This is a genomic window from Achromobacter deleyi (genome assembly GCF_902859705.1).
GTDB classification, from domain to species: Bacteria; Pseudomonadota; Gammaproteobacteria; order Burkholderiales; family Burkholderiaceae_B; genus Achromobacter; species Achromobacter deleyi.
In genome coordinates, this window is sequence record NZ_CADIJO010000012.1 from 200427 (window position 1) to 212416 (window position 11990).

An 11990-nucleotide genomic window follows, 5' to 3' on the forward strand; every position below is an offset into this window, starting at 1 on the left:
CCTGCAAAAGGAATCTCGATGGACACCATTTACACCCCCAACGCTACCCCGCCGGCCGGTCACTATTCGCAGGCCGTGCGGGCCAACGGCTTCATCTTTGTCTCCGGGCAACTGGGCTTTCTGCCCGCCGCCCAGCCGGGCGAACGCCCGCAATTGGCGCAGGGCGTGGCGGCCCAGACCGAAGCCGCGCTGCGCAGCATGGCGGCCATTCTGCAAGCTGCGGGTTCGTCGATGGCCCACGTGGTCAACGTCACCGTCTACATCCCCGACGTCGGCCTGTGGAACGAGGTGAACAGCGTGTACGAACGCAGCTTTGGCGACCATCGGCCTGCCCGGGCCATCGTCCCCACCCGTGAACTGCACTACGGGGCGCTGGTGGAAATCAGCGCCATTGCGGTGGCGGCATCCGCTTGATCTGTGGGGGACGGATGAGGGGCGTGCGCGGCCTATAATGCGGGCGCCTCGATACCCCTGGGGGAGCCCATCCGCATGCACTACGAATATCTGTTCTGGTCCATGGCTGCCATGGTCGCCATGGCGCTGGTAGGCGGGTCGCTCTGCGGCCGCTTGCGCTCGGTTGGCCGGGCGTTGGCCGGCGTGGCCGTGCTGGCCGCCGCGGTCTTTGCCGCTGTGTTCGCGATGTCGCGCTCGGCCGGCTTTGGCGACCAGGCCGCCATGCTGTCGATCGCGGCCTTCATGTTCAGCCTGGTGATCGGCAGCGCGGCGGCGCTGCTCACCCGACGCATCCTGCGCCGCGCCTGAGCCGAAAAAGAGCAGGGCGCCCGCAAGGGGCGCCCCGTTACACCTGCCGGCGTCGGATGCCGAGCGGGCTGGGTGCCCTCGGCCCGCGAGTTGCGGCGGCTTATTCTTCGGCGTCGTCGAAGTCTTCGTCTTCGTCGTCCTCTTCGTCCTGCTCCAGGGCGTCATAGCCCTTCCAGGTGATGCGCCAGCGCGTGTCGCCGGCCGTCGCGGCCGTCTCGCTGACTTGCTTGACCAGGCCGGCATCGGCCAGCAGGTCCAGGTGATGCGCAATCAGTTGCAGGCCCTGCTCCTGCGCGTGGGGCGCCAGAGCGGCGTTCTTGATGTCGTGGGTGCTCAGGTTGGGGCCCGCCGCGTCGCGCAAGGCACCCAGGATGGTGACGACCAGATCGAAATCGCGTTGCATGATGTTGTCCGCCAAGTTGGGAAAAAAGACAGGCCGACAATAGCAGAGTTCCGTGGCGTCCACGCGACAGCCGCGAGGCCGGGTTACAGTGGCGGGTTACCGATAACCGTTACGGGCAGTACCCATGAAGAAACCCGCAGAGCGCGATTGCCTCGCGCTGATCCCCGGCTACACCGGCCAGGCCGCCAAGCTCTTTCTGACCCGCACCGAAGACGGCGCCATCGACGGCGTGACCGTGTTCGACCTGCTGGGCCACGTCAAGCTGCAGGGCGATGCCCAGGCTGCGGCCGACTGGATCGCCGACTGGCTCGCGCAAGAGTCCGACAACCGCAAGGCCCGCCGCACCCAGCTGCAGGCCCAGATGTTCCTGTGCAAGCTGGCTGGCGACGAGAAGGCCACGTTCCTGGCCGCCCAGAAGCCGCTGGTGGCCGCGCTGGCCGCGGCCGGCGTGCGCAGCCGCAGCGTGGCGGCCACGTCCGGCGCGGCTCGCCGTTCGCTCGGTCCGAATGTCAGGAAGCCTTAGCATAAGGCTGTTATAGTCGCGCCTGGGCGTGTGCGCACCTGCACGGTGCGTGCCCAGGCGGGCATGGCCCGCAAGTCTAGGAAGATTGATCATGGAAATACTCAGTCGGCACGTTGCCGACGTGGCGGGCGGCGTTGAGCTGCACACGACGCTGGATGGCGAGAGCATCAGCGTTTATGTCGTAACCGGCGTAAACGATCTCAATGGCATCGCCGACATCGTGCCCCCCGAAAAAGTCGAAGGCGGAGCAGACATACACGCTGCCAATGTCGACAATGTTGATAATGCGCAAGACCAAATCGACCAGGTCCTGGAAAATATGAATCCCGGCGACGTGGCGGTTTTCCTTTGCTCGGGTCCCGATGCTTTTGGCGCGGCGCTCGATCTGTTGGGCTTACCTATCGACGAGTAAGCCTCACGGCAAACCAAAAAATGCCCGACCCAAACGGCGTATGAGTCCGATGCGCGTTTGACGGCATTTATATAAGCCTCGATTGTTTTTTTATGATGCGTGGGTGTTTACACCTATGCAGGACTCCTTTTTGCCTATGAAAACGTGTAAATTTTGTGCGCAGTTTCTCTTTGTTGCATTATTGGCACGTATTTTTTAGGATTATGTTGACTTGTGAGGGGAACATAACGATAGTGTCGGCACACGATCACAAGCGTTGCGATTTTCGTTCAGTGCCGTGCCTTTTCCGGCTCAGCGTTATTGTTCTACTGTCCCCTCCTTGATTGATTCGTGACCTCCGGGCATTTGCCCATTATCTCTAGGAAATACAGTATGGAAACCGGCGTCGTTAAGTGGTTCAATTCGGAAAAAGGCTATGGCTTCATCACCCCGGAAGCGGGTGGTAAGGACCTGTTCGCTCACTTCTCCGAAATTCAGGGCTCGGGCTTCAAGTCTCTGGAAGAGAACCAGCGCGTCAGCTTTGTGACGGCCAATGGCCCCAAGGGCCCGCAAGCCACGAAGATCCAGGTCCTGTAAAGGTTCTGGCTTTTCGGAAAAGCCCCTTCGGGGGCTTTTTTGCATCTGGGGCTCCCGCAAGGGGGCCTTTTTCATGTCGTCCGGCCGGGCGCGGTATCCTTGCCGCAGCTTTCCGCCTTTCGCCTGGCTTCGCGTCAGGCGTGCATCCCATACAGGACGACTTCCATGACCCATCCCGGCCAGACACCGCTTTCCCTGCAACCGCAAGACGTGGTGGCGTTTTGGCGCGATGCGGGACCCCAGGCCTGGTTCACCAAGGATGCGGCCTTCGACGAGCGTTTCCGGCAGCGCTGCGGGGCGGCTCACCTGGCCGCGGCGGCTCGGCAACTGGATGCCTGGCTGGAAGAGCCCGAGGGCGCGCTGGCGCTGATGATCCTGCTGGACCAGTACCCCCGCAATGCCTATCGCGGCACCGCCCATATGTTCGCCACAGACCCCCTGGCGCTGGTGTTTGCCGAACGGGCCATCGCGGCAGGGCACGACCTGGCGGTCGACCCGTCACTGCGCCAGTTCTTCTACCTGCCCTTCGAGCATGCCGAGAACCTGGCCGCGCAGAATCGCGCGGTGGCCCTGATGGAACCCTTGGGCGCCGACTCCGTGCGCTGGGCGGTTCTGCATCGCGACATCATCAAGCGTTTCGGCCGCTTCCCGCATCGCAATGCCGCGCTGGGTCGCCACACCACGCAGCCCGAGCAGGAATTCCTGGACGCGGGCGGCTTTGCCGGCTGAGCCCGAACGGCCGGCGCAGGCGGCTTTCCCTCGCCGGCTCGACCCTGCTGCTCCCTCGGTATCTGCATGTATCGGTGCATGGCGAGTTGAAAATATCCGCCCGATCCGCGCGGCCCCAGGCGGGGCGCGGGCCTTCGGGTGCCCGCATATTTGACGTTTTTCAGGGTTCGCCAATACACTGGGTTCAGCGAGATTTTCAAGAGACGCGGTCTGCGTTTAACTTGTCGCCGTCAGTGGTGCTGCGGTTGCTTCCTCTCCCATCCTTGATGATCTGGCGCCCCGCGAGCAATCGCATCTTTTAGGTTCGAGGAAATTCCATGGCAACCGGCATCGTCAAGTGGTTCAACGCCGAAAAGGGTTATGGCTTCATCATGCCCGACGACGGCAGCAAGGATCTGTTCGCTCATTACTCTGAAATCCGCAGCGAAGGCTACAAGTCGCTGCAGGAGAACCAGCGCGTCACGTTCGAGGTCGGTACCGGCCCCAAGGGGCCCAGCGCCAAGAACATCAAGGTCGCAGCCTGAGTTCCTTCCTGTAGCGGTCCGGCAACGGCCCGCTCCAATAAAAAGCCCCCGCACGCAATGTGCAGGGGCTTTTTCTTTTTCGGGGCGGGCGGGGCGTCAGTGCTTGGGGTGCGGCGCCGGCGTGGACAGCTTGTCCACCAGGGCGATGCCCAGGGCGGACAGGATGAACAGGGCGTGGATGATGGTCTGCCACATCACGCCGGCCTCGGAAAAGCGGGCATTGGGCGTGCCCAGGGTGCCGGCCTCGATGAAGGTGCGCAGCAGGTGGATCGACGAGATGCCGATGATGGCCATGGCCAGCTTGACCTTCAGGACGCTGGCGTTGACGTGGCTGAGCCATTCCGGCTGGTCCGGGTGGCCCTGCAGGCGCAGGCGCGACACGAAGGTTTCGTAGCCGCCGACGATCACCATCACCAGGAGGTTCGAGATCATCACGACGTCGATCAGGCCCAGCACGAGCAGCATGATCTCCATTTCGCCAAAGCTGTTGGCGTGCGTCAGCAGATGCCACAGTTCCTTCAGGAACAGCATCACGTAGACGCCCTGGGCGACGATCAGGCCCAGGTATAGCGGCAGCTGCAGCCAGCGTGAACTGAATATCAGGCTGGGCAGCAGGCCAAGGCGGGGAGGGGTATTCGGGGTCATGAGTGGTTGCGAGCCAAGGTTGGGTGCGAAAAAGTGCGGCGGCAATTCTATCAATGCCGGACCTCGCGGCAATTTGTTTTTGATGACAAATCGGTATTGCGGCGAGGGTATTTACCACGCTAACGAGTCATTTGCATGCCTTTTGTGTAAGTGAAGTTCGCATTTGCGAAACTCTGTGGCGAAACGGTTTGCGACCTTTTGGCGTATATAGAATTGCCGCCTCACTCGCAAAGAGTCAGTCAAGAGGAGTTTTTCCATGAAGATCCGCTACACCGTTGCCGCCCTGGCCGTTGCGCTTGCCCCTTATTCTGCGTCGCATGCCCTCGACATCGGGGGCCTGGTGGGCGCCGGCAGCAAGGTGGTGCAGGCCGCCACCCTCAGCGATGCCGAAATCAAGACCTTGTCCGACAAGGCGTGCGCGCAGAGCGATTCCCAGGAAAAGATCGCAGCGCCGGGCAGCAAGTACGACGCCCGCCTGCAAAAGATTGCCAAGCAACTGGGCGGCACCGTGAACGGCCAGAAGGCCAACTACAAGGTCTACATCACCAAGGACGTGAACGCCTGGGCCATGGCCAACGGCTGCATCCGCGTCTATAGCGGCTTGATGGACATGATGACCGACGACGAAGTGATGGGCGTGGTCGGCCACGAAATCGGCCACGTGGCCCTGGGCCACAGCAAGAAGGCCATGCAGACCGCCTACACCGTGTCGGCCGCGCGCGACGCTGCCGGCGCCGCTGGCGGCGCCACCGTCGCCGCCCTGAATTCGTCCCAGTTGGGCGACCTGACCGAGAAGTTCATCAACGCGCAGTTCTCGCAATCGCAGGAAAGCGCTGCCGACGACTACTCGTTCGACCAACTGCAGGCCAAGAAGCTCAACACGAAGGGTCTGGTGACCGCGTTCCAGAAGCTGGCCGAGCTCGATGGCGGCAAGAGCGATATGATGAGCTCCCATCCGTCTTCGGCAAAGCGCGCTCAGCACATCGAAGATCGCATCGCCAAAGCGAAATAAGGCGTCCCAAGCGGGCGTTTGCCTCCCTTCGGGGGTGGAAACGGGGTGCGGGCATCCGGGCTTATCCGGGGGCTCGCACCCCTTTGCGTCAGGGTTCCGGAAGTTTCCGGTAAAATGGCGCGTTTATCCGCCCGTCATCTCTTATCTCTCGGAAAATAGGTCTTTTAATGCAGCCTGTGGTTGAAACCCTCTCCGGCCTGGAGCGCCGTGTTGATCTGGCCGTCTCGGTGGCCGACGTCGAAAAGGAAGTCCAGGCGCAATTGAAGCGCGTGGCCCGTACCGCCAAGGTGCCCGGCTTCCGTCCCGGCAAGGCGCCGCTCGCCATGCTCGAGCGCAGCCATGGCCCCGGCATCCGCTACGACGTGATCAATAGCCAAGTTGGCCGTGCGTTCGAACAAGCCGTCGACGGCGCCAAGCTGCGCGTCGCCGGTGCCCCGAACCTGGAACCCAAGACCGAAGGCGTCGCCGACGACACGCTGGCGTTCACCGCCACGTTCGAGGTCTACCCCGAAGTCGCCGTGCCCGACCTGTCGGCACTGGCCGTGACCCGCTTTGACACCGCCGTCACCGACGCCGAAGTGCAACAGACCCTGGACGTCCTGCGCAAGCAGCGCGCCACGTTCGAAGCCCGTGAAGGCCGCGCCTCGCAAGACGGCGACCGCGTCACCCTCGACTTCGCCGGCACCATCGACGGCGTGCCGTTCGAAGGCGGCAAGGCCGAAGACTTCCCGTTCGTGCTCGGCCAAGGCCGCATGCTGCCGGAATTCGAAGAAGCCGCCCGCGGCCTGAAGGCTGGCGAATCCAAGGTCTTCCCGCTGAAGTTCCCTGACGACTACCAAGGCAAGGAAGTCGCCGGCAAGACCGCCGAATTCACCATCACCGTCAAGGAAGTGGCTGAAGGCGTCCTGCCCGAACTGAACGCTGAATTCGCCAAGTCCCTCGGCCAGGCCGAAGGCGACGTCGAAAAGCTGAAGGCCGACATCCGCAGCAACATCGAACGCGAAGTCAAGGTCCGCTCGCAAGGCCGTACCAAGTCCAGCGTGATGGACGCCCTGGTCGAAGCCGGCCAGTTCGACGTGCCGAAGGCCCTGGTCGACAACGACGTGCAAAGCCGCATCGCCGCTGCCCGCGAAGAACTGAAGCAACGCGGTGTGCCGAACGCCGAGTCCGTGCCTATCCCCGCCGAAGCCTTCTCCACCGAATCCGAGCGCCGCGTGCGCCTGGGTCTGCTGGTGTCCGAACTGGTCAAGCAAGCCCAGCTGCAAGCCAAGCCGGAACAGGTTCGTGCCCGCATCGAAGAATTCGCGGAAAACTACGAACAACCCGCCCAGGTTGTCAGCTATTACCTGGCTGACCGTCAACGTCGTGCTGAAATCGAGGCTATCGTGCTCGAAGACAACGTCGTTGCACACGTTCTGGACAAGGCCAAGGTCACCGAAGAAAAGGTGCCTTTCGATCAGTTGATGGGGATGGCGTAACACTATGCAGAGATTCACCGATTTCTATGCGGCAATGAATGGCGGGTCTTCGGTGACCCCCACCGGCCTGGGCTACATTCCCATGGTGATCGAGCAGTCGGGGCGCGGCGAACGCGCCTACGACATCTATTCGCGTCTGCTCCGCGAGCGGCTCATCTTCCTGGTGGGCCCGGTCAACGACGCAACGGCCAACCTGGTCGTGGCGCAGTTGCTGTTCCTGGAATCGGAGAATCCTGACAAGGACATTTCCCTGTACATCAACTCGCCTGGCGGGTCGGTGTACGCGGGCATGGCCATCTACGACACCATGCAGTTCATCAAGCCGGACGTGTCGACCCTGTGCACCGGCCTGGCGGCCAGCATGGGCGCCTTCCTGCTGGCGGCTGGCAAGAAGGGCAAGCGTTTCACCTTGCCCAACTCGCGCATCATGATCCACCAGCCCTCGGGCGGCGCCCAGGGGCAGGCCTCCGACATCCAGATCCAGGCTCGCGAGATCCTGGACCTGCGCGAGCGTCTCAATCGCATCCTAGCCGACAACACCGGCCAGTCGATCGAGCGCATCGCCCTGGACACGGAACGTGACAACTTCATGTCCGCCGAAGATGCGGTATCGTATGGACTGGTGGACAAGGTGATGACCTCCCGTTCGGAAGGCTGACTTCCCGGTTGAGTCTGACCCGCTACCGCCACGTTTGAGTAAGCGCAGGCGCCGGGCCGTTTACCCGGTCCGGCGCTTCTTTACCTGAGATACGACTACATATGCCAGAAAAAAAGGGATCGGCAGACGCAAAAGTGCTGCATTGCTCGTTTTGCAATAAAAGCCAGCACGAAGTCCGCAAGCTGATCGCGGGTCCGTCGGTATTCATCTGCGATGAATGCATAGACCTGTGCAACGACATCATCCGCGAGGAAGCGCAGGCTACCGCGCGCGCGGCGATTCGTTCCGAACTGCCCACTCCGGCTGAGATCAAGACGTTCCTCGACCAGTACGTCATTGGGCAGACGTCGCCCAAGCGCATGCTGGCGGTGGCCGTCTACAACCACTACAAGCGCATTCGCCACGGCGAAATCAAGGGCGACGAAGTCGAGTTGTCCAAGAGCAACATCATGCTGATCGGCCCCACCGGGTCGGGCAAGACGTTGCTGGCGCAAACGCTGGCGCGCATGCTGAACGTTCCGTTCGTCATGGCCGATGCCACCACGCTGACCGAAGCCGGTTACGTGGGCGAAGACGTCGAAAACATCATTCAGAAGTTGCTGCAGAACTGCAACTACGAAGTCGAGAAGGCGCAGCGCGCCATTATCTACATCGACGAAATCGACAAGATTTCCCGCAAGTCCGACAACCCGTCCATCACCCGCGACGTATCGGGCGAAGGCGTGCAGCAGGCCTTGCTCAAGCTGATCGAAGGCACGGTGGCCTCGGTGCCCCCGCAGGGCGGGCGCAAGCACCCCAACCAGGACTTCGTCCAGGTCGACACGACCAACATCCTGTTCATCGTCGGCGGCGCCTTCGACGGACTCGAAAAGGTCATCCGCGACCGTACCGAAAAGTCGGGCATCGGCTTCTCGGCCTCCGTGCGCGCCAAGTCCGAACGCGGCGTGGGCGAGCTGTTCTCCGAAGTCGAACCCGAAGACCTGATCAAGTTCGGCCTGATCCCCGAACTGGTCGGCCGTCTGCCGGTGGTCGCCACCCTGGACGAGCTCGACGAAGCCGCGCTGGTCCAGATCCTGACCGAGCCCAAGAACGCGCTGCTCAAGCAGTTCCAGAAGCTGTTCGCCATGGAAGGCGCCGAGCTGGACGTGCGCCCGGCCGCCTTGAAGGCCATCGCCCGCAAGGCGCTCAAGCGCAAGACCGGCGCCCGCGGCCTGCGTTCCATCATCGAGCAGGCCCTGCTCGACACCATGTATGACCTGCCGTCGCAAGGCAACGTCAAGCGCGTGGTGCTGGACGAAGGCGCGATCGAAGGCGAGGGCAAGCCCTTGCTGATCTACGCGGACGAAGAAAGCGCCGCCGAAAAGCCCGAGCGCGGAGAAGTCCGCGACGCCGCGGCCTGACGGTTATTTCAGAAAAACCCGTTCTCGTAACGGGTTTTTTTACCTCGGGGCCAGGCGTTGAACGCATGCTCCCGGGGCGTGTCCAAGAAAACAAGGGATACCGGCCGCTGTTTTTTTTGCCGTTTTGTTTATCCGGCAGCCGGGATCTTGAATTTTCGGCTATTGTTCCCATAACAGACGTAACTGACGAAGATGCCCGGGTATACCCGGTCATCCTGTCCCCGATACGCCGAGTCATACCGAGGAACCTCCTATGTCTGCCAGCCAGACCCTGCCTTCCGACCCGATCGACCTTCCCCTGCTGCCACTGCGCGATGTCGTGGTGTTCCCGCACATGGTCATCCCGCTGTTCGTCGGCCGTCCGCGCTCGATCCGCGCGCTCGAGGTTGCGATGGAAGCGGGCAAGAGCATCATGCTGGTGGCCCAAAAGTCCGCCGGCAAGGATGATCCCACCCCCGAAGACGTCTACGAGATCGGCTGCGTTGCCGGCATCCTGCAGATGCTCAAGCTGCCTGACGGCACCGTCAAGGTGCTGGTCGAAGGCACCCAGCGTGCCCGTATCAACAGCATCGAAGACGCCGATTCGCACTTCACGTGCCAGGTCACCCCGATCGAACCGGACGCCGTCCAAGGCTCCGAAACCGAGGCCCTGCGCCGCGCGATCGTTGCCCAGTTCGAGCAATACGTCAAACTGAACAAGAAGATCCCTCCGGAGATCCTGACCTCGCTCGCCGGCATCGATGACGCCGGCCGCCTGGCCGATACGATCGCCGCGCATCTTCCGCTGAAGCTCGAGCAGAAGCAAAAAATGCTCGAGATCGTCGGCACCTCCGAGCGCCTCGAAGGCTTGCTCACGCAGCTGGAAACTGAAATCGACATCCTCCAGGTCGAGAAGCGGATTCGCGGCCGTGTGAAGAAGCAGATGGAAAAGAGCCAGCGCGACTACTACCTGAATGAGCAGGTCAAGGCCATTCAGAAAGAGTTGGGCGAAGGCGAAGAAGGCGCGGACATCGAAGAGCTCGAAAAGAAGATCATCGCTGCCCACATGCCCAAAGAGGCACGTAAGAAGGCCGATGCCGAGCTCAAGAAGCTCAAGCTGATGTCGCCCATGTCGGCCGAAGCCACCGTGGTGCGCAACTACATCGATACGCTCATCAATCTCCCCTGGAGAAAGAAGAGCAAGATCAACAATTCCATTTCCAACGCCGAAACCGTACTGGACAACGACCACTACGGCCTGGAAAAGGTGAAGGAACGCATCCTTGAATATCTTGCCGTGCAACAGCGCGTGGACAAGGTCAAGGCGCCGATCCTGTGCCTGGTCGGCCCTCCGGGCGTCGGCAAGACCTCGCTCGGCCAGTCCATCGCCAAGGCCACGAACCGCAAGTTCGTGCGCATGGCCCTGGGCGGCGTGCGCGACGAAGCCGAGATCCGCGGCCATCGCCGGACCTACATCGGTTCGATGCCGGGCAAGATCGTCCAGAACATGTCGAAGGTCGGCGTGCGCAATCCCTTGTTCCTGCTCGACGAAATCGACAAGCTGGGCATGGATTTCCGCGGCGATCCCTCGTCGGCGCTGCTCGAAGTGCTGGACCCTGAACAGAACCACACGTTCCAGGACCACTACATCGAGGTCGACTTCGATCTGTCCGACGTCATGTTCGTGGCGACCAGCAATACGCTGAACATTCCGCCGGCGCTGCTGGACCGCATGGAAGTGATCCGCCTGTCGGGTTACACCGAGGAAGAAAAGATCCACATCGCCCGCGACCATCTGCTGCCCAAGCTGATGAAGAACAACGGCGTGAAGGATACCGAGCTGACCGTCGATGACAGCGCCTTGCGCGACATCGTGCGCTACTACACCCGCGAAGCCGGTGTGCGTGCGCTCGAACGCGAAGTGGGCAAGATCTGCCGCAAGGTCATCAAGCAATTGCTGACCCAGACCGATCGTGCCAAGGCCGAAGGCAAGACCCTTGAGGTCAAGCCGGTCAATGTCACGGGCGACAACCTCAGCGACTACCTCGGCGTGCGCCGCTACACCTTCGGCATGGCCGAAAAGGAAAACCAGATCGGTCAAGTGACCGGCCTGGCCTGGACGGAAGTCGGTGGCGATCTGCTCACGATCGAAGTGGCGGACATGCCTGGCAAGGGCGTGATCCAACGCACGGGTTCGCTGGGTGACGTGATGAAGGAATCGGTCGAAGCGGCTCGTACGGTGGTGCGCTCGCGGGCACGTCGCCTGGGCTTTGCCGACAGCGTCTTCGAGAAGCACGACATGCACGTGCACGTGCCGGAAGGCGCGACGCCCAAGGACGGTCCGTCCGCGGGTATCGCGATCACCACGGCCATGGTGTCGGCGCTGTCGCGCATCCCGGTGCGCGCCGATGTCGCCATGACCGGCGAAATCACGCTGCGTGGCGAAGTCCTGCCGATCGGCGGCTTGAAGGAAAAGCTGCTGGCCGCCCACCGCGGTGGCATCAAGACGGTCTTGATCCCGGAAGAAAACGTCAAGGATTTGGCGGAGATCCCGGACAACGTCAAGAACCATCTCGAGATCGTGCCGGTCCGCTGGATCGACAAGGTGCTGGAACTGGCTCTGGAGCGTCTGCCCGAACCGCTGGCTGAAGACGAGGCGGTCAAGGAACCGCTGGTGGCCAAGCCGGCCGAGCCGGGTTCGACGGATCCGGTGCTCAAGCACTGATCCCGGCCTGCAAGGCGCTGCCAGCAGCGCCTTCAAAAAGAAACCCCGCCATGTGAACTGACCCCCGAAAGTTGGACTTTGATCCAACCTTCGGGGGTTTTTTGCATGGCAAAGTACGACGAGCAGTTCAAGCTGGACGCTGTCCGGCGGTATCTGTCTGAACA

The 11990-nt window shown here is 61.9% G+C and carries 14 protein-coding genes; 12 read left to right on the forward strand and 2 right to left on the reverse strand.

The window, feature by feature from the left end; all coding sequences use genetic code 11:
* The first annotated feature begins 18 nt into the window (after positions 1 to 18).
* Complete coding sequence (locus HV798_RS18590) at positions 19 to 414, forward strand: RidA family protein (RefSeq protein WP_175192041.1); 396 nt, start codon at positions 19 to 21, stop codon at positions 412 to 414.
* 75 nt (positions 415 to 489) lie between these two features.
* The gene (locus tag HV798_RS18595) at positions 490 to 762 is read left to right on the forward strand and encodes a hypothetical protein (RefSeq protein ID WP_025135982.1); all 273 of its coding nucleotides are present in this window, start codon (positions 490 to 492) and stop codon (positions 760 to 762) included.
* A 100-nt stretch (positions 763 to 862) separates the two neighbouring features.
* Here HV798_RS18595 and HV798_RS18600 read toward each other — a convergent pair whose 3' ends face one another.
* Complete coding sequence (locus HV798_RS18600) at positions 863 to 1165, reverse strand: DUF2513 domain-containing protein (RefSeq protein WP_025135983.1); 303 nt, start codon at positions 1163 to 1165, stop codon at positions 863 to 865.
* 124 nt (positions 1166 to 1289) lie between these two features.
* On the opposite strand from HV798_RS18600, the gene HV798_RS18605 reads away from it, so the two are divergent.
* From HV798_RS18605 to HV798_RS18625, 5 genes are all read left to right on the forward strand, one after another.
* Positions 1290 to 1688, forward strand: a complete 399-nt coding sequence (locus HV798_RS18605) for a hypothetical protein (RefSeq protein ID WP_025135984.1) — start codon at positions 1290 to 1292, stop codon at positions 1686 to 1688.
* Between the two features lie 91 nt (positions 1689 to 1779).
* Positions 1780 to 2100, forward strand: coding sequence for a hypothetical protein (locus tag HV798_RS18610; protein WP_025135985.1), 321 nt, complete (start codon positions 1780 to 1782; stop codon positions 2098 to 2100).
* Positions 2101 to 2472: 372 nt separating this feature from the next.
* Positions 2473 to 2676 carry a cold-shock protein gene (locus HV798_RS18615; protein ID WP_006220190.1) on the forward strand — a complete coding sequence of 68 codons (204 nt, stop codon included), beginning with the start codon at positions 2473 to 2475 and terminating at the stop codon, positions 2674 to 2676.
* Between the two features lie 165 nt (positions 2677 to 2841).
* Positions 2842 to 3405 carry a DUF924 family protein gene (locus tag HV798_RS18620; protein WP_175192042.1) on the forward strand — a complete coding sequence of 188 codons (564 nt, stop codon included), beginning with the start codon at positions 2842 to 2844 and terminating at the stop codon, positions 3403 to 3405.
* Positions 3406 to 3722: 317 nt separating this feature from the next.
* Positions 3723 to 3929 carry a cold-shock protein gene (locus HV798_RS18625; RefSeq protein WP_006225311.1) on the forward strand — a complete coding sequence of 69 codons (207 nt, stop codon included), beginning with the start codon at positions 3723 to 3725 and terminating at the stop codon, positions 3927 to 3929.
* Positions 3930 to 4025: 96 nt separating this feature from the next.
* Here HV798_RS18625 and HV798_RS18630 read toward each other — a convergent pair whose 3' ends face one another.
* A complete protein-coding gene (locus tag HV798_RS18630) occupies positions 4026 to 4574 on the reverse strand; it encodes a TIGR00645 family protein (RefSeq protein ID WP_025135987.1) in 549 nt (182 codons plus the stop codon).
* A gap of 256 nt (positions 4575 to 4830) precedes the next feature.
* Here HV798_RS18630 and loiP point away from each other — a divergent pair, with 256 nt between their 5' ends.
* From loiP to lon, 5 genes are all read left to right on the forward strand, one after another.
* Positions 4831 to 5586 carry a metalloprotease LoiP gene (loiP, locus tag HV798_RS18635; protein WP_175192043.1) on the forward strand — a complete coding sequence of 252 codons (756 nt, stop codon included), beginning with the start codon at positions 4831 to 4833 and terminating at the stop codon, positions 5584 to 5586.
* 167 nt (positions 5587 to 5753) lie between these two features.
* Entirely contained in the window at positions 5754 to 7064 is a 1311-nt protein-coding gene (tig, locus tag HV798_RS18640) for a trigger factor (protein ID WP_175192044.1), read from the forward strand.
* 4 nt (positions 7065 to 7068) lie between these two features.
* Positions 7069 to 7722: an ATP-dependent Clp endopeptidase proteolytic subunit ClpP gene (gene clpP, locus HV798_RS18645; protein ID WP_006395872.1), complete on the forward strand. Its 654-nt coding sequence runs from the start codon at positions 7069 to 7071 to the stop codon at positions 7720 to 7722.
* Between the two features lie 101 nt (positions 7723 to 7823).
* A complete protein-coding gene (gene clpX / locus HV798_RS18650; protein WP_025135990.1) occupies positions 7824 to 9122 on the forward strand; it encodes an ATP-dependent Clp protease ATP-binding subunit ClpX in 1299 nt (432 codons plus the stop codon).
* 253 nt (positions 9123 to 9375) lie between these two features.
* Positions 9376 to 11826: an endopeptidase La gene (lon, locus tag HV798_RS18655; RefSeq protein WP_025135991.1), complete on the forward strand. Its 2451-nt coding sequence runs from the start codon at positions 9376 to 9378 to the stop codon at positions 11824 to 11826.
* Positions 11827 to 11990 lie beyond the last annotated feature (164 nt).

Bases quoted from the DNA above. Each gene is read 5' to 3' on its own strand.
- HV798_RS18615 (WP_006220190.1), top strand. From the start codon at position 2,473: ATGGAAACCGGCGTCGTTAAGTGGTTCAATTCGGAAAAAGGCTATGGC.
- HV798_RS18590 (WP_175192041.1), top strand. From the start codon at position 19: ATGGACACCATTTACACCCCCAACGCTACCCCGCCGGCCGGTCACTAT.
- HV798_RS18595 (WP_025135982.1), top strand. From the start codon at position 490: ATGCACTACGAATATCTGTTCTGGTCCATGGCTGCCATGGTCGCCATG.
- HV798_RS18625 (WP_006225311.1), top strand. From the start codon at position 3,723: ATGGCAACCGGCATCGTCAAGTGGTTCAACGCCGAAAAGGGTTATGGC.
- clpP (WP_006395872.1), top strand. From the start codon at position 7,069: ATGCAGAGATTCACCGATTTCTATGCGGCAATGAATGGCGGGTCTTCG.
- HV798_RS18620 (WP_175192042.1), top strand. From the start codon at position 2,842: ATGACCCATCCCGGCCAGACACCGCTTTCCCTGCAACCGCAAGACGTG.
- HV798_RS18600 (WP_025135983.1), bottom strand. From the start codon at position 1,165: ATGCAACGCGATTTCGATCTGGTCGTCACCATCCTGGGTGCCTTGCGC.
- HV798_RS18610 (WP_025135985.1), top strand. From the start codon at position 1,780: ATGGAAATACTCAGTCGGCACGTTGCCGACGTGGCGGGCGGCGTTGAG.
- lon (WP_025135991.1), top strand. From the start codon at position 9,376: ATGTCTGCCAGCCAGACCCTGCCTTCCGACCCGATCGACCTTCCCCTG.
- HV798_RS18630 (WP_025135987.1), bottom strand. From the start codon at position 4,574: ATGACCCCGAATACCCCTCCCCGCCTTGGCCTGCTGCCCAGCCTGATA.
- HV798_RS18605 (WP_025135984.1), top strand. From the start codon at position 1,290: ATGAAGAAACCCGCAGAGCGCGATTGCCTCGCGCTGATCCCCGGCTAC.
- loiP (WP_175192043.1), top strand. From the start codon at position 4,831: ATGAAGATCCGCTACACCGTTGCCGCCCTGGCCGTTGCGCTTGCCCCT.
- tig (WP_175192044.1), top strand. From the start codon at position 5,754: ATGCAGCCTGTGGTTGAAACCCTCTCCGGCCTGGAGCGCCGTGTTGAT.
- clpX (WP_025135990.1), top strand. From the start codon at position 7,824: ATGCCAGAAAAAAAGGGATCGGCAGACGCAAAAGTGCTGCATTGCTCG.